Here is a 19973-nt window from a genome sequence, read left to right as displayed (position 1 = left end):
ATTTTAGGGCATGATGAAATGGTTAGTTACAAGCATCTTATTCATAAGCCTCTCCTCATCATTTGCTTGCGATTGTGCCAATGTGAGATTTGATGAAGCATACAGAAGATCTTCCCATGTAGTTTCAGGAAAAATAATGGACATCTCTACCTTTGAAGAAAACCCCTCCCTCCTCAAGGTTCAATTTCAGGTGTATGAGAACTTTAAAGGTTCGAGTCTTTCTGAATTTTATATTCTAGACCCTAAAAAAGCAGGTGGAATGTGTCATGTTTACCTGAAAGAGGGACAGGAGATGTTGGTGTATTTGACTTCTATTGAAGACGAACTCCCTTCTTTTGGTTTGTGCTCCCGGGCTTTTACGCTTTCCGAATTAAAAGAAAGACCTAAGGAAATCGAAATCCTAAGAAAAGTTAGAGAATGCCAGATGAATTACACCTCTAGCTTCATTATTGAAACCTACAAAAATGAATTCTTTAAAAATTTTAGCCTATTAAAACCTTACCCAAACACACCCGGTATTGGGATATATGAGATAGAGATAGATCAATTAAATTTTTGGACAGATGCTCGTGTTATTGATGGATTCAATGATGAATTGGACCAAAAAATCCTCACCTCAATTAAAAAGTCAAAATGGATAGTGGATGACTATTACTCCGATCGCCCGATCCCCACGATTGTGAAATTTTTCCTAGTGATTGAAAATGAATTTTGGGAACCTACCAACTCATTTTACTTGTCTGTGTTATTTTAAACCTGTTTGTTTTTCTTCTTGTTGCCCCCCTTCCAACTCGAATAGATGATCATATTTTATCTATACCTAACTATTTCACCGTACTTAAGCCTTTATTTTCCGGAAGAAAATGTAGATTAGATTAAATTCAATCGAAATTTCTATGTGCCGAATTAGCCTATTATTCTTTTTAACATTCCTCAGTTTCAACGCTTTCTCACAAAACCACCCTCAATCCAAAGCGACATCACAAGAAATTTTAAATCTGATCAATTCCTACTCCAAATCTCGGGAGACCAAAGACACTGTACTTCTCAAAAAAATCCTGACCAAAGAAATCGACCAATTGGTTTCTTCGGGGGAATGGAGAACTGGAATCAACGAAGCCATTAAAGGAATGATGGCCAGTTCGACCAATAACCCAGGAACAAGGACCTTACATGTAGAGAGAATTCGATTTGTCGGAGATGAGATTGCCCTTGTAGATGCACGCTACGAAATCAAAAACCAAAATGAGTCCATCCGGAAAATGTGGAGTAGTTTTACCGTGGTCGACACTGGAAAAGGCTGGAAAATAGCAGCCATTCGAAATATGTTGCCAGCTGGAAATTGAAGCTTAATATGTAGCGGTTGGTCCCACATTTTCGTTACTGATTTTAAAATCATGTTTCTATGAAATCATTCATCATCCTTGTTCTAATTTTCCTCGGAGGCTGTCAGGTAGCTGATGAACAGCCCATACAAGTCGACTTTAATGATATGGATGAGATTTATGAGAAAATCATGGAGTTATCTGAATCAACGACTTGTTCCAATTTCACCAATTGGAAATTTACTGCGATTGGAAGTAAGCCTTGCGGTGGACCGACTGCTTACATTGCCTATCCTAATGATATCAACGAAAAAGAGTTTTTAGATCTCGTTGAGCGATATACCAAACTCCAGGCTGAATACAATCAAAAAAACAATATGGCCTCGGATTGCATGTATGTCATTCCTCCTACCCGAGTGGTCTGTGAAAATGGAAAACCGGTTTTTCAATATGATTAATCCGTTGAAATGGTATTGCTTCTATCTCCTTCATTGATCTGACCCATACTGATTCCTAGTGTTAATTCCAATTCGATAGAAGTCCCAATTTTATCTTCAATTTCCTCCGGATTTCCGTAAAATCAGCATCTTTCAACTCTCGGTCTGACAGGATCGTTACAGATAACCTCAAAGGCTGCATATTGATCACTTTCACATTTCGAAGTAATCCATGAGGAATTTCCTGTCCACTTAATTCTTGGATGATTCGATTTTCATTGACCATTTTTGTAAAACTCAAAGCCAATGGAGTAGCTATTGCAGCCAACAAGATCAAACTAATTACCAACCCTTTTTTCGCCAAACGAAATGGGCTGAATCCCAAGGTCAAAAATGTCAGAGCAGCTGAAACTACAATCCCTGCCAAGTTGGTCCCCAATAGCAACATGGCTCCAAAAAACACGTTCCAATCTGCCCATCCCAAGCCAATTCCTGCTACAGCCAGAGGAGGAACCAAAGCCACGGAAATAGCCACTCCTGCCAATGTTTTTGCAATTTCTTCTTTGCTATAGGCATAGGCACCTGCCATTCCAGATGCTACTGCAACTCCTAAATCCAATAAATTAGGTCGAATTCTGGCCAAAATTTGATCATTCAAAATTTGTAAAGGGGTCATCCAAGTAATGATCATGGAAAAGAGTAAACCTAACAAGACTCCCCAAAAAATAGTGACCAAACTATTCTTGATCAGCAATCCATCTTGACGAAGCATTCCCATGGACAAGGAAATAATCGGGGCCATCAAAGGCGCTAAAATCATTGCCCCAATGACCACAGGTGATGAATTTCCAAACAAACCAAATGTGGCAATCATGGTGGAGAGTACCATCAACACTAGGTAATTCCCGGTAGTTTGAGAGTTTTCCCTTAGGAGCTTGAACAACTCTTTAAATTCATCCGAAGTAGCATGTCGTACCCATGGCAAATACCCCCTAGTCAACTCATCCCTCAAACTACCCACAGGTAAGGTTTCTAGATTTTGTACCTCTCTCCCATTCCCTGTTTCTTCCTCTCTCACTTGTGCTCCAAGGAGAATCCGAACGGGATTTTCCATCACTTTTACGTTGATCTCTTTCCCTGACTTTTCTTCTCCATCAATCGCATAGGAGATTTCCTCTTCTGTGGTCAACTGTACTTCTTCTGCGGCAGCATACCCGACAAACCTTGGAAGCTTATTTCCTTTGATCGGGAAAAATAAATTTTGTAATCCAAAGCGAATCAAAGTGATCAAACTTTTGGGAACCAAAATCAAAACATGGATCAATTGATCATTCAATCCTGAATCTCTTACGATCCTCTTAAAAATCACATTGCTTTGACAATTCGCAACTGCCAGTATTCCCATGGCAGCAGTATCTACAGTTTTGTTTTCTTCTTTATTTGGGAAATTAATTTGAACTGCTTGAAGCTTCACCCTCCTGAAAAGCTTAATGAATTGATTCAGCCTATTTTTCAGACCTTCAAAAAAGCCATTGGATTTATCTCCATATAAAATGCTTAAAGACTCCCCTATCACCAAGGAATTCAAAACCAATTCATCATTGACTTGCATCAGGTCTATGGGACCAACATTTTCTGCCTCCTGAATTTCGGTCACAGCATCTTGCATGTTTTTATTGATCCCAAAACCTTTTTGCCCATGCACCAATTCAGGATGCGGAAGAAGTGCTAAGGCGATATCCGTTTGATTTAGCTGGGGAATAAGTTCCTTAAGTTGCGCATCCGAAATCAACCCGACCAAAATCTCTCCTTTACCAATAGACTTGACCTCTAGGTCTGGAAAGCTAATTTCTTTAGATGGCTGGGCTTCAAAAAGTTCCAAACATTTAGAAACCTCCTCCTTATCCAATTGATTATCAAATACAAAAATTAGTTTATTCATTTTCAAAAAGGTTTTCCACACTTTCAAGCTAGGCTACAAAGCTTAAGTTCTGAAAAATATCATGGGTTTTAGAAATTATTCATATAAATGATTGCCATAATCCTTCCAATCTACCTCAAAAACAAAGTAAGTATGCCATCCATCGAAAACATGAAAGAATTAATTTCACTCAATTTATATTTATATTCCAACTACCTAAAGCAGACACCTATGAAAAACACACTTTTACTGGTCCCGGCATTTTTAGTGGCGACACTTGTTTTTGCCCAAGAAAAAATCGATCTAAAAGCCATAGAAAAAATAAAAAATGAGGGGCTAAACAATTCACATGTAGAAAAAATTGCCTTCGAATTAGTAGACAAAGCAGGGCCTAGACTTAGTAATTCTGAAGGATATAAAAGAGCCACAGATTACGCGGTGGACCAGTTAACTGCTTGGGGTTTGGAAAATGCCAAAACTGAAGCATGGGGTGAATTCGGAAGAGGCTGGGAAATGGAAAAAAGCTATATAGCCATGACCAAACCTTACTATATGCCTTTCATTGCCATTCCTAAAGCCTGGACTGAAAGCACCAATGGAGAAGTCAGTGGTAAAGTAGTATTCCTTGATGCCAAAACCGAAGAGGATTTAGCTCAATACAAAGGAAAACTCCAAGGAGCAATCATTGCCATCAAACCCTCTGGAGACCAATCTCCCACTTTTGAAGCGGATGCAGTGCGATTTACTGAAGAGCAGTTGAATGCTATGGCTGCCCCGGTAAGCTCCGGTGGTGGTAGTCGTTACACTCCAGAACAAATTCAAGCATTGAGGGCTGCAAGAGCCTTCTCCTTGCGCATAAGCGAGTTTCTTAACCAGGAAGGCGCTGCATTGATCATCAAAGGTGTTAATGGCCGACACGGAACCCTTTTTACAAGCAGTCCTAGAGGTTATTTAAAAGACACTCCTGTAGGTGTACCTGAGTTGGAAACGGCCCCAGAAAATGTGAATTTATTGGCAAGGCTGGTAGAAAATGGAGTGGATGTAGAAGTAGAAGCAGAAATCAAATCGAGGTATCTTACAGATGACTTGCAAGGCTACAATGTCATTGCAGAAATCCCTGGCACCGACCCAACCTTGAAATCAGAATTGGTGATGTTGGGAGGCCATTTGGACTCTTGGCATGGTGCAAACGGTGCAACAGATAACGCGGCAGGTTGTATCGTGATGATGGAAGCTGTAAGAATTCTGAAAGCCACAGGATTACAACCAAGAAGAACCATCCGAATCGCACTTTGGGGAGGGGAAGAACAAGGTCTACATGGATCAAGAAATTATGTTCAAAATCATTTCGCTGACAGGGCTACAATGGAATTGAAACCAGATCATGAAAAACTTTCTGCTTATTACAATATTGACAATGGAACTGGCAAGATCAGAGGAATTTATTTGCAAGGAAATGAAGCTGTAGGTCCAATTTTCGATCAATGGTTTGAACCAGTAGATGACTTGATTGAAAATAGAACCATTACCATCCGAGATACCGGAGGTACAGACCATCAAAGTTTTGATGGAGTAGGTCTACCTGGATTTCAGTTTATTCAAGATCCTATTGAATACAGGACCAGGACTCATCATACCAACATGGATAATTTTGAGCGATTAGAGCTGAATGACTTGAAGCAAATGGCGGTCATTGTGGCTTCCTTTGTTTATAATACCGCTCAGAGGGATGAAAAACTTCCTAGGGAAGAACTCCCTAAAGTAGAGTAACCCAAACTCATCAAAGGCTCTGTGAACTATCAGGGCCTTTTATTTTTTGCCATTCAAAATTTAAAATACCTTCGTATTTGGTATAAAAAACACCCCATGTCTCTCAATAAAGCCATTTTCAACTGGAGCGGAGGGAAAGACTCCGCTCTTGCACTTTATAAAATCCTCCAAAAAAAAGAATTTGAAGTCCAAACATTACTGACTAGCATCAGCCAGAAATTTCAACGTATTTCCATGCATGGTGTCAGAAAAGAGCTCTTGGTGCAACAAGCTAAAAGCATTGGACTACCATTGACTATTATGGAAGTTCCTGAAATGCCCACCATGGAAAGTTATGAGACTGCCATGCGAAATACCCTTCAACCTTTGGTAGATCAGGGAGCTGAAGCAAGTATTTTTGGAGATATATTTTTAGAGGACTTACGATCCTATCGAGAAAATAAATTAACAGAAATCCGCCTAAAAGGAATCTTTCCGATTTGGAAGCAACCTACCCCTGATCTTATCAGAGAATTTATTGATTTAGGGTTCAAAACCGTCACCACCTGCGTCAATGAAAAATACTTAGATCAAAGTTTTGCTGGAAGAGTAATCGATGAAGATTTTTTAAAAGAGCTCCCAAAAAATGTCGACCCATGTGGAGAAAATGGGGAGTTTCACACCTTCGTTTTTGATGGCCCCCTATTTTCAAATCCCATTTCTTATTCCATCGGAGAGACAGTTTATCGGAAATATGAGGCTCCAAAAAAGATAATTCCAACGATTGTTTCCAGGACGATCACAAAAAGAAGATCCCTATGCTTATGGATTTTGGTTTACAGATTTGATTCCAATTTAGTTATCAAAATCAAGCAAAGGATTTAGTATTGTATCGTTTTGAAACAATGAATTTTATCAGTTAATTGGGCCTAGCAATTAACCCAATCAGATGAATTTCACTGCTCAAAAATCAGTTGACTCCAAACTATCTGACCCGGAAATAAAGATGAAAACTTTATATATATGTTAGCAGTTTGGGGGCTTATCACCATCGTATTACTCTTTCTTTTGGTAATTGGGAAGAAAGTTTCTCCGGTCATTGCACTTATCCTAATACCGGTGGCCACAGGTATTTTAGCAGGATTTTGGAAAGAATTGCCAAGCCTAATTGCAGATGGGCTTATCAACATAGCTCCAACTGGGCTGATGTTTATTTTTGCCATCTTGTTTTTCGGAATCTTAATGGATGCCGGAACTTTTGACCCCATCATTGATAGACTTCTGAATTTTGCAGGTAATGATCCTGTGAAAATTGCCATAGCCACTGCAATTTTGGCAATGCTCATTCATTTGGATGGTTCAGGTGCCGTAACTTTTTTAATTGCTGTTCCTGCCCTTACCCCCGTTTATGACCGAATGAACATGAGCAGATTAACCCTTGCCTCCATTGTGGCATTGTCGGCAGGAACTATGAATATTCTTCCTTGGGGAGGTCCCACTTTAAGAGCTGCTACCGCATTAAGCATACCAGTTACAGATCTATTTAATCCGATTTTAATTCCAGTTCTAGTGGGATTATGCACCGTCCTAGCCATTGCTTATAGATTCGGCTTACAGGAACGAAAAAAAATCACCCTGACTTCGCAAAATCCCCAAACAGAGAAAAAACAGAAAGAACGTCACCCAATCAAATACTTTTCTGGTTCAATATCCTAACTGTAATAGTGGCCATTGGAAGCATTATATTTAGCCTTGCACCTCCACATATCGTATTTATGATTGCATTTGCAATCACATTATTGGTCAACTATCCCAAAGTCTCAGACCAAAGAAAAACAATTGACAATCATGCAAAAGAAGCCATGTTAATGGCCAGCATCCTATTTGCAGCAGGTTGTTTTACAGGAATTTTGAAAGGCACAGGAATGATCGAAGCAATGGCTTCAGAAATAGTATATCTGATTCCATCTCAAGTAGGAAGAGAGATCCCCTTGATCACAGGGATTTTCGCTATGCCTGCAAGCTTACTCTTTGATCCAGACTCCTTTTATTTTGGCATATTACCTTTATTATCCACCACTGCAGAACATTTTCAAGCATCGGGTTTAGAAGTGGGAAGAGCCGCCATATTGGGTCAGATGACTACTGGTTTTGCAGTCAGCCCGCTTACAGGATCGACCTTTTTACTTATTGGTTTGGCAGGAGTGGAATTAGGGGAGCATCAGAAAAAACAATCCCCTGGGCATTTTTGATCACCTTGATCATGGTTTTCGTTTCAGTTCTGATAGGTGCTATAAGTATTTAATAATGGAAAAGGAAAAACTAAGAATCGGATGTGGAGCTGGATTTTCAGGAGACCGATTAGAACCTTCAGAAATTCTGGCCGAAAAAGGAAATCTGGATTATCTGGTATTGGAATGCCTGGCAGAACGGACTATTTCTCTGGCACAGAAAAGAAAAAAGAAAACCCTTTACTTGGATATGATCCCTTATTGGAAAGAAGAATCCAACGATTACTCCCAATTCTAATCAAAAAAAGGTCCGATTGATCACCAATATGGGTGCAGCAAATCCCTTAGAAGGAGGTAAAAAAATCATTGAAATCGCTGATCAACTTGGACTTAAGGTAAAAGTGGCCATTGTCCATGGGGATGATGTATTTAACCAATTGGATTTACATGAAAAAACCTTAGAATCTGGTGCATCTCTCTCTTCCTATCGCAACATCGTTTCCGCAAATGCTTATTTAGGAATTGACTCCATTCTACCAGCTTTGGAAACTGATGCCGACATTGTTCTTACAGGTAGAGTGGCTGACCCTTCTTTATTCCTTGCCCCTATGGTCAAAGAATTAGGTTGGGATAGGATGGATTCAACAATACTTGGCCAAGGGACTGTGTTGGGACATTTGATGGAATGTGCAGGTCAAATCACGGGAGGATACTTTGCCGATACCGTTTCCAAGCCTGTTCCAGATATGGATATTTTGGGACACCCTATTTTGGAAGTTTCAAAAGATGGAACTGGAATCATTAGCAAGGTACAAGGAACAGGAGGATTGATTTCTACCCAAACTGCAAAGGAACAATTGCTATATGAAGTATTGGATCCATATGCTTATTATACACCCGATGTAATTGCGGATTTCTCCAAGGTTCAAATTGAAGAAATTGGAACAAACCAAATCAGAATTTCTGGAGGGGATGGTAATCCTGCACCCGAAACCTTAAAGGTATCCGTAGGGTATGAAGCCGGATATTTAAGTGAAGGTGAAATTTCCTATGCAGGAGCCAATGCAAAAGAACGAGCATTTCTTGCTGGAGAAATTATCGAAAAAAGAATTTCAGGAGCATTTGATGAATTTCGAGTGGACTTCATAGGATTATCCTCTTTACACGGAACAGCACTTTCTAAGGATTCAGTCCCTTATGAGGTACGCTTGAGGGTTGCAGGAAAAACCCAAGATTCTACGCTATCCACCCTAGTGGGTGAAGAAGTGGAAGCCTTATATACCAATGGTCCAGCAGGCGGTGGCGGAGCAAGAAAAAATACCCATCAATTAATGGGTGTCGTTTCCGTACTCATGGAAAGGACTTTAATAACTCCCAAACTAACGCTGATTGAATCCAATTAACATGAAAACAAAACTCTCAAAAATCGCTCATGGAAGAGCCGGAGATAAAGGAAATACCTTGTTGCTTTCACTGATCCCCTATGATCCTCTCAATTTTGAAAAACTGGTCAATTATGTGACTATAGAACGTGTAAAAAATCATTTACACCATCAACTCAAAGGAGAGATCAAACGATTTGTTTTGCCGGAATTAAAGGCTATCCAATTCATTTGTCAGGATTCATTGGGGACTGGAGTAACTACCTCTATAGCAATGGACACCCACGGCAAATCTCTAAGTTATGCCTTGCTGGAAATGGAAATAGAATTCAATTGACCTCAAATTCAACCCCTTCTCGTTCACTCATTTCTCTCAAACGAGAAATACAATGATCCAATGATCGATAGTGATGATAAATTCCTTTCCAGATATTTCCCTTCCCCAACGTCTTTAATTCAGGTTGTTTATCTAACCCACCTGAGTACCAGTCTCCATGTTCATGGTCTATAAGGTAGGTATCGGTATATCCCCAGAGAGTTAAGAATTTCTGAAAATAGTCTTGGGGATCTTCCGGATATAATTCTGCCATTAAAAGAAGTGCATTCATCCCCTCTGCCTGTGCCCACCAATTTTTGGTATCATGAGTAATCCGGAACCCATCATTGAAATAATATCCCTCATCATAAAAGCCCCTACTTCATAATCCCATCCATTTTCCAGGGCATGATCAATCATCTTCTTGGCAATTCGATGGGTGGTTTCATCATGATCCCAACCCAAGGCCTCTGAAGCTTCAATCATTAAAAAGCCTGTTTCCACATCGTGACCAAAAGAAACATGATCGAGGGTATGATGATTCAAAATCACCTCATCTGTAGCATCTCTAAAGGTTACGGGAGTCCAATCCGGTAACAAGAATAAGGTCAAATATCCTTTTTCAGTCACTATCTGATCCCGGATCAATAATAACATCTCTTCCAATCTCTTTTTCAAAATTGGGTCTGGCCATACCTGGTACAATTCCGTAAATGCCTCCAAAATATGGATCGAGCTATTTTGGTCCTTATATCCCAATTCAGAGGTTGAAGGAGTAGAACTTGATCTAGAAATCGGGGCTCCATCTGGGGCTAAATGCTGGTAATACCCTCCATAGATAGAGTCATGGGCATGTAGGTCCAGCCATTGAAAAGCCTCCTGAGCCAACTCTAAAGCGGATTCATCCTTGGCAGCATCATAATAGGCCGCTAATGCAAAGATACCAAAGGCATTTCCATAGGCCGTTTTCATCGGGTCCCCAATTGGATTCCCCTGTTTGTCCACCAACCAATAAAACCCTCCATGTTCGGGGTCCCACATTTTATCTTTTAAAAATTCATACCCGTGTTTGGCTCCCTTCAAATAATAGGAAGTCTCTGGATACTTCTTGGAAGCTTTCGAGTTGGTCCAAACATGGCGGGATTGGGTCACAATCATTTTCTCCTGTTTTTCTCCAGGAATAAAATCGTAGGAAAAATTACTAAAGAACCCTCCATCGATGGTATCCATTGCTTGGGGATACCATTGATCCAAAACCTCTGTTTTGAGGTGCTGCTCCATTTGGTCTGCAAGGACTTCCTTAGGATTCTTGACACTTTCTTTTTCTTTACACGAAAACAGCATCAATAGGGAAGAAAAAGTAAGAAAAAGGAGGGTCTCATGAGGTTTTGGGACAATGAATTAGAATTTTCACTCTTCGGACAACTTTGTTAATACTTTGATGGCCGCATCTGACAACACAGTCCCAGGCCCAAAAACCGCTGCTACACCCGCATCAAAAAGAAATTGGTAATCTTTGGAAGGGATCACTCCTCCTGCTACCACCATAATGTCTGGTCTCCCCAATTCCTTCAAGGCATGAATTAACTGAGGAACCAAGGTTTTATGTCCGGCAGCCAAGGAAGACACTCCAACCACATGCACATCATTCTCTATGGCCTGTTCTGCCACCTCTTCTGGAGTTTGGAACAAAGGTCCGATATCCACATCAAATCCTAGATCAGCAAAACCGGTGGCAATGACCTTAGCTCCCCGATCATGTCCATCCTGTCCCATTTTCGCGACCATGATTCTTGGTCTTCTTCCTTCCTCTTCCGCAAATTTATCTGAGAGGGTAATGGCCTTTTGAAAAGACTCTTGATTTTTCACTTCTGCTGCATAAACTCCTGTGATTGATTTATTTTGAGCCTGATGTCTTCCATATACCTCTTCCATGGCCATGGAAATTTCTCCCAAAGTCGCTCTATTCCTAGCCGCATCTATAGCTAACTCCAGTAGATTTCCATTTCCTGATCTGGCACATTCAGTAATTGCCTGAAGACTTTTTTGGACCTCTTCTGGATCTCTTTCTGATTTTACTCGCTTAATTCTCGCTACCTGAGATTCTCTTACTGCTTGGTTATCTACATCCCTCACTTCAATCTCCGATTCATCCTCCACTTGAAACCGGTTGACACCTACAATGATGTCCTTCCCACTGTCAATTCTTGCTTGCTTTTTTGCCGCCGCTTCTTCAATTCTCAATTTTGGTAGTCCAGATTCAATCGCTTTTGCCATCCCCCCAATTTCTCCACCTCTTCGATCAATTCCCAAGCCCTCATTACCAATTGGTCAGTCAAATATTCCACATAATATGAACCTCCCCAAGGATCCACCACATGCGTAATTCCTAATTCTTCCTGCAAGACAAGTTGGGTATTACGTGCAATTCTTGCAGAAAAGTCGGTCGGCAAAGCAATGGCTTCATCCAAAGAATTCGTATGCAAAGATTGAGTATGCCCCATGACTGCACCCATTGCCTCCACCGCTGTTCTGGTCACATTGTTAAAAGGATCTTGCTCTGTCAAGGACCAACCTGAGGTTTGACAATGAGTCCTTAAAGCCAAGGATTTTGGAGACTTTGGATTAAACTTCTGGACAATTTTGGCCCACAATAGTCTTCCTGCTCTCATTTTGGCTATCTCCATGAAATAATTCATTCCTATGGCCCAAAAAATGAGAGTCTTGGCGCAAAATCATCTATATCCAAACCAGCTTTTACCCCTGTTTTCAAATATTCCCAACCATCTGCCAGGGTATAAGCCAACTCTAAATCTGCGGTTGCACCCGCTTCTTGCATATGATAACCAGAAATGGAAATGGAATTGAACTTGGGCATGTTTTCCGCTGTATATTCAAAAATATCAGCTATGATTTTCATCGAAGGTTGAGGAGGATAGATATAGGTATTCCGAACCATAAACTCCTTTAAAATATCATTTTGGATCGTCCCACTTAACTGGGCTGGTTTCACCCCTTGCTCCTCGGCAGCTACGATGTAAAATGCCAAAATCGGAATCACCGCACCATTCATCGTCATGGACACGGACATATGATCCAAAGGAATTTGATCAAAAAGAATTTTCATATCCTCCACAGTATCTATCGCTACTCCAGCTTTTCCAACATCTCCCACTACCCTCGGGTGATCTGAGTCATATCCCCTATGGGTTGGAAGATCAAATGCCACTGAAAGCCCTTTTTGCCCTGCAGCTAAATTTCTTCTGTAAAAAGCATTGGATTCCTCTGCTGTGCTAAAACCTGCATATTGACGTATGGTCCATGGTCTGATCGCATACATGGTACTATAAGGTCCTCTTAAATAAGGAGGAATACCTGCCGCAAAATGAATATGAGGGAGTTTCTGATTCGCTTGAGGATCAAATTCTGAAGGGACTTTGATTTGTTCAGGAGAATCCCAAACCTCTTCTTTTACCTGCGTTTTATCTCCTATGGATGGTTTTCTCTGCCAATTATTAAAATCAGGTCTCATGATTGGTCTAGGGTTTTCTTTTCTAATAAATAAGTAGCTCGGGAAGGCTTCAGTTCATGCGATTCCTCAACTATCTTCTCAAAGGATATTTTTCCAGCTGAATCATCTTTTTCCTCATATTTATTTGCCCCCACTTTTATTTTCTCCTGGGTTACATAAGATTCTTGAATTAAACTCCGCTCCTTTCTCACTATCGCCTGGATTTGCCGAGATTCGAAATTCTTCAGCCAACCTCCTTTTTCTTCAAAATTCCTTAATTCCTCCAAGATTTTTTTTCTAAGATTTTCTACCAGAGAATCTATATAATAAGACCCTGCGGCGGGATCCATCACTTTATCCAAATAGCTTTCTTCTTTCAGAATGGTGGAAACATTTCTGGCCATTCTTTTTCTAATTCGGAAGCCTTTTCTCCTAATGCTGGACGAACCCAAAGAGTATCTGCTCCTCCAAAGATGGCAGACATGGCTTCGTAGGTTTGTCTGATTAAGTTTGAATTTTGATCCATCAGGGATTTACTCCATGTACTACTGGAAATAATGAAATGTAGCGAAGCAGGAGATATTTCCTGCCCAAGGTTAAAAGCTAGCTCTTGCAATAAAATTCTAATAGCTTTCAGCTTGGCGATTTCTGGAAAAAACAACTCTCCCACACTACAGTATACTGCCATATTATCAAAAAGCATGGCGGTAGACACCGCTTCTTTAATAAATGCGTCCAGCATTTCTACCATCTCAGCCAACCCTAAGAAACTCTGCTGAATACCATTTGCTCCGGAATCCTCATACATGGAGAAATTCAAGGTCATGGGGTAAAAATCACGGAAAGCTGAAAGCTTTCCGATCATTTCAGCTCCTAGTTTTATATTTTCTTGAAAATCTCCATTCCGTTTCATTAAATCCGATGTAGGTGACCAAAGAATTGCACCTTGTAGCATTCCTGGCTTCACATGAAGAGATTCAATCCAATCCATAATCTGATTAAATAGCATTCTTGGTGAAGAAAGGGGCACAAAATATAGATGAATAAACTCCGTCATCACCCCTTTCAAAATTTCATGTAAGTTTTCCGTTCCTCGAAGGTGAATGATGATAGCATCTGCCCCTTGCTGTAAAACAGAAAGGATTTCTTGATTACAACCCTTATCATCAGTCGGATAAAAAGAAACGGCATTATTCCAGATTCTTGGAGAAAAGCCAGGTAATTTAGCTTCTTCGTGAAATCTGATCGATGGAATAGGTTTGGAGATATCCTCGGAACAGTAAAACGGGAGAACTTCCACATCATTCCACACTTTATGGATTAAGGTCTGTTCGAAATCCTTTCCTTTCAAGTCTTTTTTTACTTGCTCAACCCATTCCTCTTTCGTAACATCCAAAAAATTATTAAAAGATTCTTTTGTCATATTGGGTTTCTATTTTTTATTCTTACCAAAAATAACCAAATGTGTACGAAAGCCATAAATAGTAATTTAAATGAAAAAATAACTCTTACTTAAAAAGTTTAATTATTTGACTATCAGCTATAAATAAACCCTCAAAATTATGAAAACTCATAATAATTCCATTTTTGCCTATAAAATAGATTGAGTTTGGTTCAATTTTAGTGGCAAAATTTCATTTTGTTATTAATATTTCAATGGATAAAAAATCCATTATTTCAAGTCAAATCGAATTTTTTATTTACCTGATTTTTCTCCAAATTTGATGCCCCTGTTATCTCAGGGCCCATCAGATTTTCAGAAATCTTCTCTAATGAGTTCAGAAGCTAGCGCCGTTTGGAATGAATGTTTACGTGTTATCGAACAACACGTCAATGATCAGAGCTTTTCAACTTGGTTTAAGCCAATAAACCCAGTTAAACTCGAAGGAACAAATCTTACGATTCAGGTTCCTAGTCAGTTTTTTTACGAGTGGCTGGAAGATAATTATGTACAAGTTTTAAAGCTTGCCATTAAAACGACTTTAGGCCAGGGTGGAAGGTTGGAATATGCCGTGGTGGTAGATCGTGGAAATTCTGCCAATCAACCCTATGTGGTTTCTTACCCGCAGGGAAACAATGGCAAAAAAGGTGCTCCCAATCCCCCTGAAGAACAACGCACTCCATTTGAGATGAAATCTCTGGATGCGGAGGCCCTGACAAAAAGTAACTTAAATCCAAATTACACTTTCTCTGCTTACATAGAAGGGGATTGTAATAGGTTAGCTAGATCAGCAGGGTTTGCAGTAGCCACCAAACCTGGCATTACTTCTTTCAACCCCTTAATGGTATATGGTGGAGTTGGACTTGGTAAAACCCACCTTGTACAGGCTATCGGAAACGAAATCAAAAATGGCCCAGAGGACAAGTTTGTGCTATATGTTTCCTCTGAGAAATTTGTGAATCAATTCATGGATTCCATCAAGGACGGAAATGTGAAGAGTTTCACAAACTTTTACATGCAGGTGGATGTCTTGATCATTGATGACATTCAATTCTTAGCGGGTAAAGACAGAACACAGGAAATGTTCTTCCATATCTTTAACCACTTACACCAAAACAAGAAGCAAATCATCATGACCTCAGATTGTCCTCCACGGGATTTGAAAGGGTTGGAAGAACGATTACTTTCTCGTTTTAAATGGGGGCTGACCGCAGATCTTCAAATGCCTGATTTTGAAACCAGGGTAGCAATTATTCGAAGAAAAATGCAGTCTGAAGGAATTTCTATTCCAGATGACGTAGTAGAATACTTGGCTTATACAGTCGACACCAACGTACGTGAGCTGGAAGGAATTCTTATTTCATTGATTGCACATGCTTCTTTGAGTCGAGTGGAAATCAGCCTAGAGCTTGCCAAGACGGTGATGAAAAACATCATCAAAGACATAGAAACTGAGGTTGGGATTGATTATATCCAAAAAACAGTTTCTGAATATTATGGTATTGCGCTTGATGACCTCAAAGCAAAAACACGTAAAAAAGAAATTGTGGTGGCGAGACAGGTAGCCATGTATTTTTCTAAAGAATTCACCAACCACTCTTTAAAGTCTATTGGATATCATTTTGGAGGTAGAGACCATTCCACGGTAATCCATGCTGTACAAACAGTAAATGACTTAATGGAAACGGATAGCTCTTTCCGAAATGCAGTGAATGAATTAAAGAAAAAATTCAAAATGAGGTCCTATTAAAAAAGAGGATTTCACTTTTTTACCATTCCTTCCAATTCATCTAAACCAAACTCTAACTCTGTGTACCCTAAGGAATAGGGGCCTATTTCATATGGGATATATATGAGCTTCAGCTTGTCTCCTTCATACCCAAAGGCATTTGGAATAAAGAATCCAGTATCAGGCAAAAAGAAACGCCCATCATCCTTCAAAGCAACCCCCTCTTCTACTTGATGGTATTCCCTAAAAGCCTGTTCAGCTAATTCTAGAAATTTTTCTTGATCAAGGATTAATTGCTCCTCTGACAAAAGGGATCCAGAGTTCTTATCAAAATTAAAAAATTGACACTTGAATTTGGATGTGCTCCTCCAGTAAAATTGAATTCGGTAAATTTGATACTGACCAAACTATCCGACTCATACGTTTTCTCTGAGTCAATTTCAATCGTCCACCCCCTGGAGAATCAGGAAAATCCTGTTTGAACCTATTATAGGAGGCCACAAAGTCCTTTGCAGCTGTTTCCAAATCTGCAAAGGCGGTGTCTTGCCTAAAATAAGCCAACAAATGGCTAAGGACAGTCTTATTGATGTGAGTTCCTGCATCGGCCCCAACAGCTTCCTCCCAGCCAATTCTTACTTTTGCACAGGGCTCAGCAGAACAGGGTTCAGTGACAAATTCTTTCTTTGAAAAACTTAAACTTTGCCTTTCCTCCTTGGAAGGGTGACAGCTTATCAAAGCAAGAAGTATGATGATAGATAAAGCCTTCATGGGAAAAATCGTTAATCTTTAAAAAATAAATCCATCAATTCTCTTGCCAAAGAAAGTGGGCTCACTTCACCTGATTGGACTTTCACTTTTTCCGAAGCAAGTTTGGTTTGAATTTGGGAATTTTCCAGAAATCTGTGAATCAATAAAAACTGAAGACTCTCCTCCAGCCATTTCATCCGTTGTTCAGACCTATTTTTCTCCTTAAACCCAGATTCCAAAGTAATCGCTTCATAACTTGAAATCATGTCCCAGATCTTATCCAATCCAAAATTGGTAATGGAAGATGCGATAGAAACAGGAGGTGTCCAACCACTTTCACTAAGAGGAAATAAATGCAAGGCATTTTGATACGTGGATTTAGCTTTTTTTGCCAACACTAAATTATCCCCATCTGCTTTATTGATCACGATTCCATCAGCCATTTCCATAATTCCTTTTTTGATTCCCTGTAGCTCGTCACCTGCACCTGCTAAGACAAGCAATAGGAAGAAATCCACCATGTTTTTGACGGAAGTTTCTGACTGTCCTACTCCCACAGTTTCCACCAAAATCACATCATATCCAGCTGCTTCACATAAAAGCATGGCTTCCCTAGTCTTAGCTGCCACTCCCCCTAAGGTATCTCCAGCAGGGCTGGGCCGAATAAAGGCATTTTTATTCAAAGACAATTTTTCCATTCGGGTTTTATCTCCAAGGATGCTTCCCTTACTCTTTTGACTACTTGGGTCAATAGCCAGAACAGCAAGCTTTTTACCTTTTTCCAATAAAAGATTCCCAAAGGATTCTATAAATGTACTTTTCCCAACCCCTGGAACTCCCGTAATCCCGATACGGATTGATTTTCCTGTAGCTGGTAAAATATCCTGAACTAACTGAGAAGCTAATTTTTCATCTTGTTCCAGACTACTTTCCACCAAAGTGATGGCGCGGCTTAGTACCACCCTATCTCCTTTTAAAATCCGGATTTAAATGCTTCTAGGCTTAATCTTTTCTTCATTCTGGATATCCTTCTATAAATTTCACATCTCCCATGGGACCTTTTTCATAGGTGGCAATGAGGTAGGGAATATATCCAGAAGAAAAATAAGGAGGAGTTGGAGAAAGACTAATTTTCTGAGTTACTTCCTCAGAGAAAAAAAACCAGGGTCCTTCCATATTTGGTGTGCGGTTGAAAATCCCCAAATGCCCTCATCCATTCCTGGTCCGTATCCAAGGCTTTCACAGCAATAATCCGAACAACTGGTCCTGTATTATTCTCATTTCGATAATTGGAGATGGGAGTATATTTCCCTTCAAACTGTTCCAATCCAGGTTGAGTCAGACTTTCCATCCCGATCCAAAAAACAAGAACAAGGACCAATAAAGTCAATAAATAGAAAATCAATTTTGAGCTTTTCAAGAACTTAAGAGGGTTTACGAGGTTTAGACCTTAATTTAGCCGAAAATTCTGACAATGGGATTCGAGTACATAAAGGCTTTACACATCATTTTCGTAGTCACCTGGTTTGCAGGGCTTTTCTACATCGTTCGATTATTTATTTATCAGACGGAAGCAATGGAGCGACCGGAACAGGAACGTGCCATTCTAAAGCCTCAGCTTGACTTGATGGCTTCCAGACTTTGGTATATTATCACCTGGCCCTCAGCCATTCTCACGTTAATCTTTGGAACCTGGGTCCTAAGTTACCGAATGGGTTATTTAGAAATGGGATTCATGCATGCCAAATTAGCTTTTGTTCTTCTGCTCTATGGCTATCATTTTGGTTGCCATAAATTATTCAAAGAATTACAAGCTGGTAGAACTAGATGGAGCTCAACTCAGTTGAGGATATGGAATGAGGCATCTACCTTATTGCTGTTTGCAATAGTTTTCCTCATAGTTCTTAAAAATCTGCTCAGCATGGTTTGGGGTTTATTAGGTTTGATAGGCCTTGGAATCACCCTAATGATTGCCATCAGGATTTATAAAAAATACAGAAATAAAAATTCATGATCCCATGAAATTCAAAGTTAGCATCCCATTATTCACCATAATTGCCTTCAGTTTATGGCAATGCAATCCTGCACCTGTGGAAAACGAAGGACCATTACCAATCCTTGGTAATTTCCATGTCAATGAAATCGAAATCGAGGGAAAAATCCTGAAGGACACCGTGTATCATACCATAGCCGACTTTGAATTTGTGAATCAGGACGGAGACACCATTACCAATTCAGATGTGAATGGCAAAGTATATGTAGCTGATTTTTTCTTTACTACCTGCCCTACGATTTGTCCCATCATGAAAAAGGAGATGTTAAGGGTCTATGAACAATACAAAGACCACTCAAACTTCAAAATTTTGAGTCATTCTATTGACCCAAGACACGATACGCAGGAAGTTTTGAAAGACTATTCTGTCAAATTGGGGATTCCAGATGCAAGCACTTGGAATTTCTTGACAGGAGATTCCGAAAAGATCTTTGAAATAGGACAAACCAGCTACTTGACTACCGCCATGGAGGACCAAAATGAAGCCGGTGGCTTTTTGCACAGTGGTGCGTTTTTACTCATCGACCAAAAAGGTAGGATTAGAGGGGTGTACGATGGAACCAAAGAAGACCAAGTCACCAAATTAATGAATGATATCCCAAAAATTCTAGGAGAATGAAAGGATTGATTTTCCTGATGCTTCCAATTTTCTTCTTTGCTTGTGCTCCAAAATCATCCAATGAAGAAAATACGCTAGCCAAAATTTCAGATCCAGAAGTGATGAAATATGCAATTGCAGGAAAAACACTGTATGAAAATCATTGTGGAAACTGCCATCAGAGCAATGGAGAGGGATTAGGAAATTTAATTCCTCCTCTTAAGGATTCCGATTATTTCAAAGCAAGCATCCATAGAAGTGTTTGGATCATGAAATACGGACAAAAAGGAGAAATTACGGTCAATGGTAAAATTTACAATCAAGAGATGCCAGCAAGTCCTAGGTTGACCCCTTTGGAAATTTCTCAGATCAGCACCTATCTGTATAATATCTGGGGATTAGAAGAGGGGAAGATCACTTCATCTGATGTAGAAAAATACTTGAAAGCTAAGCCGGAATTTTAACTGGGAAGCATTTCATCAGCTTTGGTCAACACCTCTTTAAATTGAGCATTGACTTCCGAAATCTTGATC

Annotated in this window: 24 protein-coding genes and 1 pseudogene; 14 read left to right on the top strand and 11 right to left on the bottom strand. The window is 39.8% G+C overall.

Going from position 1 to position 19973, the window contains the following annotated elements; genetic code table 11:
- The first annotated feature begins 10 nt into the window (after nt 1-10).
- From V8V91_RS21350 to V8V91_RS21340, 3 genes are all read left to right on the top strand, one after another.
- On the top strand, nt 11-754 hold the full coding sequence (locus V8V91_RS21350; RefSeq protein WP_373397115.1) for a hypothetical protein: 744 nt from the start codon (nt 11-13) through the stop codon (nt 752-754).
- Between the two features lie 142 nt (nt 755-896).
- Complete coding sequence (locus tag V8V91_RS21345; RefSeq protein WP_373397114.1) at nt 897-1346, top strand: DUF4440 domain-containing protein; 450 nt, start codon at nt 897-899, stop codon at nt 1344-1346.
- 59 nt (nt 1347-1405) lie between these two features.
- Complete coding sequence (locus tag V8V91_RS21340; RefSeq protein ID WP_373397113.1) at nt 1406-1783, top strand: hypothetical protein; 378 nt, start codon at nt 1406-1408, stop codon at nt 1781-1783.
- A 61-nt stretch (nt 1784-1844) separates the two neighbouring features.
- Here V8V91_RS21340 and V8V91_RS21335 read toward each other — a convergent pair whose 3' ends face one another.
- Nucleotides 1845-3704 (bottom strand): TIGR00341 family protein, encoded by a 1860-nt coding sequence (locus tag V8V91_RS21335; RefSeq protein WP_373397112.1) that lies wholly within the window; start codon nt 3702-3704, stop codon nt 1845-1847.
- Nucleotides 3705-3791: 87 nt separating this feature from the next.
- Between V8V91_RS21335 and V8V91_RS21330 the strand changes: the two genes are divergently transcribed.
- From V8V91_RS21330 to V8V91_RS21300, 7 genes are all read left to right on the top strand, one after another.
- Nucleotides 3792-5453, top strand: coding sequence for a M20/M25/M40 family metallo-hydrolase (locus V8V91_RS21330; protein WP_373397111.1), 1662 nt, complete (start codon nt 3792-3794; stop codon nt 5451-5453).
- A 96-nt stretch (nt 5454-5549) separates the two neighbouring features.
- Nucleotides 5550-6317 (top strand): diphthine--ammonia ligase, encoded by a 768-nt coding sequence (locus V8V91_RS21325; protein WP_373397110.1) that lies wholly within the window; start codon nt 5550-5552, stop codon nt 6315-6317.
- Between the two features lie 138 nt (nt 6318-6455).
- Nucleotides 6456-7148: an SLC13 family permease gene (locus tag V8V91_RS21320; RefSeq protein WP_373397109.1), complete on the top strand. Its 693-nt coding sequence runs from the start codon at nt 6456-6458 to the stop codon at nt 7146-7148.
- A 59-nt stretch (nt 7149-7207) separates the two neighbouring features.
- On the top strand, nt 7208-7684 hold the full coding sequence (locus tag V8V91_RS21315) for a hypothetical protein (RefSeq protein WP_373397108.1): 477 nt from the start codon (nt 7208-7210) through the stop codon (nt 7682-7684).
- Between the two features lie 55 nt (nt 7685-7739).
- Entirely contained in the window at nt 7740-7961 is a 222-nt protein-coding gene (locus V8V91_RS21310) for an acyclic terpene utilization AtuA family protein (RefSeq protein ID WP_373397106.1), read from the top strand.
- A 16-nt stretch (nt 7962-7977) separates the two neighbouring features.
- Nucleotides 7978-9066, top strand: a complete 1089-nt coding sequence (locus tag V8V91_RS21305; protein ID WP_373397105.1) for an acyclic terpene utilization AtuA family protein — start codon at nt 7978-7980, stop codon at nt 9064-9066.
- Between the two features lies 1 nt (nt 9067).
- Entirely contained in the window at nt 9068-9382 is a 315-nt protein-coding gene (locus V8V91_RS21300; RefSeq protein ID WP_373397104.1) for a hypothetical protein, read from the top strand.
- Here the strand turns inward: V8V91_RS21300 and V8V91_RS21295 are convergent.
- The 5 genes and pseudogenes from V8V91_RS21295 to V8V91_RS21275 all read right to left on the bottom strand — a co-directional run bounded on the left by V8V91_RS21295 (nt 9375) and on the right by V8V91_RS21275 (nt 14295).
- Nucleotides 9375-9695 carry an AGE family epimerase/isomerase gene (locus V8V91_RS21295; RefSeq protein WP_373400774.1) on the bottom strand — a complete coding sequence of 107 codons (321 nt, stop codon included), beginning with the start codon at nt 9693-9695 and terminating at the stop codon, nt 9375-9377. The two genes, V8V91_RS21300 and V8V91_RS21295, sit on opposite strands and share 8 nt — an antisense overlap.
- Nucleotides 9650-10705 (bottom strand): AGE family epimerase/isomerase, encoded by a 1056-nt coding sequence (locus V8V91_RS21290; protein ID WP_373397103.1) that lies wholly within the window; start codon nt 10703-10705, stop codon nt 9650-9652. Before V8V91_RS21290 ends, V8V91_RS21295 begins: the two co-directional genes overlap by 46 nt.
- 66 nt (nt 10706-10771) lie before the next feature.
- Nucleotides 10772-12893, bottom strand: a pseudogene (gene scpA, locus V8V91_RS21285) (methylmalonyl-CoA mutase).
- A complete protein-coding gene (locus V8V91_RS21280; protein ID WP_373397102.1) occupies nt 12890-13276 on the bottom strand; it encodes a methylmalonyl-CoA mutase family protein in 387 nt (128 codons plus the stop codon). The pseudogene scpA and the gene V8V91_RS21280 overlap by 4 nt, the downstream one beginning before the upstream one ends.
- A complete protein-coding gene (locus V8V91_RS21275) occupies nt 13249-14295 on the bottom strand; it encodes a methylmalonyl-CoA mutase family protein (protein WP_373397101.1) in 1047 nt (348 codons plus the stop codon). Before V8V91_RS21275 ends, V8V91_RS21280 begins: the two co-directional genes overlap by 28 nt.
- A gap of 349 nt (nt 14296-14644) precedes the next feature.
- Here V8V91_RS21275 and dnaA point away from each other — a divergent pair, with 349 nt between their 5' ends.
- Entirely contained in the window at nt 14645-16063 is a 1419-nt protein-coding gene (dnaA, locus tag V8V91_RS21270; RefSeq protein ID WP_074225041.1) for a chromosomal replication initiator protein DnaA, read from the top strand.
- Between the two features lie 11 nt (nt 16064-16074).
- On the opposite strand, the gene V8V91_RS21265 is transcribed toward dnaA, so the two are convergent.
- The 5 genes from V8V91_RS21265 to V8V91_RS21245 form a co-directional block, all read right to left on the bottom strand.
- On the bottom strand, nt 16075-16350 hold the full coding sequence (locus V8V91_RS21265) for a DUF3298 domain-containing protein (RefSeq protein WP_373397100.1): 276 nt from the start codon (nt 16348-16350) through the stop codon (nt 16075-16077).
- Nucleotides 16332-16448: a hypothetical protein gene (locus tag V8V91_RS21260; RefSeq protein WP_373397099.1), complete on the bottom strand. Its 117-nt coding sequence runs from the start codon at nt 16446-16448 to the stop codon at nt 16332-16334. The genes V8V91_RS21265 and V8V91_RS21260 overlap by 19 nt, the downstream gene beginning before the upstream one ends.
- 373 nt (nt 16449-16821) lie before the next feature.
- Nucleotides 16822-17751: a methylmalonyl Co-A mutase-associated GTPase MeaB gene (meaB, locus tag V8V91_RS21255; protein ID WP_373397098.1), complete on the bottom strand. Its 930-nt coding sequence runs from the start codon at nt 17749-17751 to the stop codon at nt 16822-16824.
- Between the two features lie 52 nt (nt 17752-17803).
- Nucleotides 17804-17965, bottom strand: a complete 162-nt coding sequence (locus tag V8V91_RS21250; RefSeq protein ID WP_373397097.1) for a hypothetical protein — start codon at nt 17963-17965, stop codon at nt 17804-17806.
- Nucleotides 17937-18209, bottom strand: coding sequence for a hypothetical protein (locus V8V91_RS21245; protein WP_373397096.1), 273 nt, complete (start codon nt 18207-18209; stop codon nt 17937-17939). The genes V8V91_RS21250 and V8V91_RS21245 overlap by 29 nt, the downstream gene beginning before the upstream one ends.
- A gap of 54 nt (nt 18210-18263) precedes the next feature.
- Here V8V91_RS21245 and V8V91_RS21240 point away from each other — a divergent pair, with 54 nt between their 5' ends.
- Genes V8V91_RS21240 through V8V91_RS21230 form a run of 3 tightly spaced genes read left to right on the top strand, consistent with a single transcriptional unit; the run spans nt 18264 to nt 19904 of the window.
- The gene (locus V8V91_RS21240; protein ID WP_373397094.1) at nt 18264-18803 is read left to right on the top strand and encodes a CopD family protein; all 540 of its coding nucleotides are present in this window, start codon (nt 18264-18266) and stop codon (nt 18801-18803) included.
- Between the two features lie 4 nt (nt 18804-18807).
- A complete protein-coding gene (locus V8V91_RS21235) occupies nt 18808-19461 on the top strand; it encodes an SCO family protein (RefSeq protein ID WP_373397093.1) in 654 nt (217 codons plus the stop codon).
- Nucleotides 19458-19904 carry a cytochrome c gene (locus V8V91_RS21230; RefSeq protein ID WP_205645230.1) on the top strand — a complete coding sequence of 149 codons (447 nt, stop codon included), beginning with the start codon at nt 19458-19460 and terminating at the stop codon, nt 19902-19904. The genes V8V91_RS21235 and V8V91_RS21230 overlap by 4 nt, the downstream gene beginning before the upstream one ends.
- Nucleotides 19905-19973: the final 69 nt, after the last annotated feature.

Source organism: Algoriphagus halophilus (assembly GCF_041729275.1).
Lineage (GTDB): Bacteria > Bacteroidota > Bacteroidia > Cytophagales > Cyclobacteriaceae > Algoriphagus > Algoriphagus halophilus_A.
Note: the sequence above shows the minus strand (reverse complement) of the source record. Positions and strands in the feature narration are given on the sequence as shown.

What these genes read in the sequence shown, in the direction of transcription:
- V8V91_RS21350 (WP_373397115.1), top strand. Translation starts at nt 11, where the DNA reads ATGATGAAATGGTTAGTTACAAGCATCTTATTCATAAGCCTCTCCTCA.
- V8V91_RS21345 (WP_373397114.1), top strand. Translation starts at nt 897, where the DNA reads ATGTGCCGAATTAGCCTATTATTCTTTTTAACATTCCTCAGTTTCAAC.
- V8V91_RS21340 (WP_373397113.1), top strand. Translation starts at nt 1,406, where the DNA reads ATGAAATCATTCATCATCCTTGTTCTAATTTTCCTCGGAGGCTGTCAG.
- V8V91_RS21335 (WP_373397112.1), bottom strand. Translation starts at nt 3,704, where the DNA reads ATGAATAAACTAATTTTTGTATTTGATAATCAATTGGATAAGGAGGAG.
- V8V91_RS21330 (WP_373397111.1), top strand. Translation starts at nt 3,792, where the DNA reads ATGATTGCCATAATCCTTCCAATCTACCTCAAAAACAAAGTAAGTATG.
- V8V91_RS21325 (WP_373397110.1), top strand. Translation starts at nt 5,550, where the DNA reads ATGTCTCTCAATAAAGCCATTTTCAACTGGAGCGGAGGGAAAGACTCC.
- V8V91_RS21320 (WP_373397109.1), top strand. Translation starts at nt 6,456, where the DNA reads ATGTTAGCAGTTTGGGGGCTTATCACCATCGTATTACTCTTTCTTTTG.
- V8V91_RS21315 (WP_373397108.1), top strand. Translation starts at nt 7,208, where the DNA reads ATGATTGCATTTGCAATCACATTATTGGTCAACTATCCCAAAGTCTCA.
- V8V91_RS21310 (WP_373397106.1), top strand. Translation starts at nt 7,740, where the DNA reads ATGGAAAAGGAAAAACTAAGAATCGGATGTGGAGCTGGATTTTCAGGA.
- V8V91_RS21300 (WP_373397104.1), top strand. Translation starts at nt 9,068, where the DNA reads ATGAAAACAAAACTCTCAAAAATCGCTCATGGAAGAGCCGGAGATAAA.
- V8V91_RS21290 (WP_373397103.1), bottom strand. Translation starts at nt 10,705, where the DNA reads ATGCTGTTTTCGTGTAAAGAAAAAGAAAGTGTCAAGAATCCTAAGGAA.
- V8V91_RS21280 (WP_373397102.1), bottom strand. Translation starts at nt 13,276, where the DNA reads ATGGCCAGAAATGTTTCCACCATTCTGAAAGAAGAAAGCTATTTGGAT.
- V8V91_RS21275 (WP_373397101.1), bottom strand. Translation starts at nt 14,295, where the DNA reads ATGACAAAAGAATCTTTTAATAATTTTTTGGATGTTACGAAAGAGGAA.
- dnaA (WP_074225041.1), top strand. Translation starts at nt 14,645, where the DNA reads ATGAGTTCAGAAGCTAGCGCCGTTTGGAATGAATGTTTACGTGTTATC.
- V8V91_RS21250 (WP_373397097.1), bottom strand. Translation starts at nt 17,965, where the DNA reads ATGGAAGGACCCTGGTTTTTTTTCTCTGAGGAAGTAACTCAGAAAATT.
- V8V91_RS21240 (WP_373397094.1), top strand. Translation starts at nt 18,264, where the DNA reads ATGGGATTCGAGTACATAAAGGCTTTACACATCATTTTCGTAGTCACC.
- V8V91_RS21235 (WP_373397093.1), top strand. Translation starts at nt 18,808, where the DNA reads ATGAAATTCAAAGTTAGCATCCCATTATTCACCATAATTGCCTTCAGT.
- V8V91_RS21230 (WP_205645230.1), top strand. Translation starts at nt 19,458, where the DNA reads ATGAAAGGATTGATTTTCCTGATGCTTCCAATTTTCTTCTTTGCTTGT.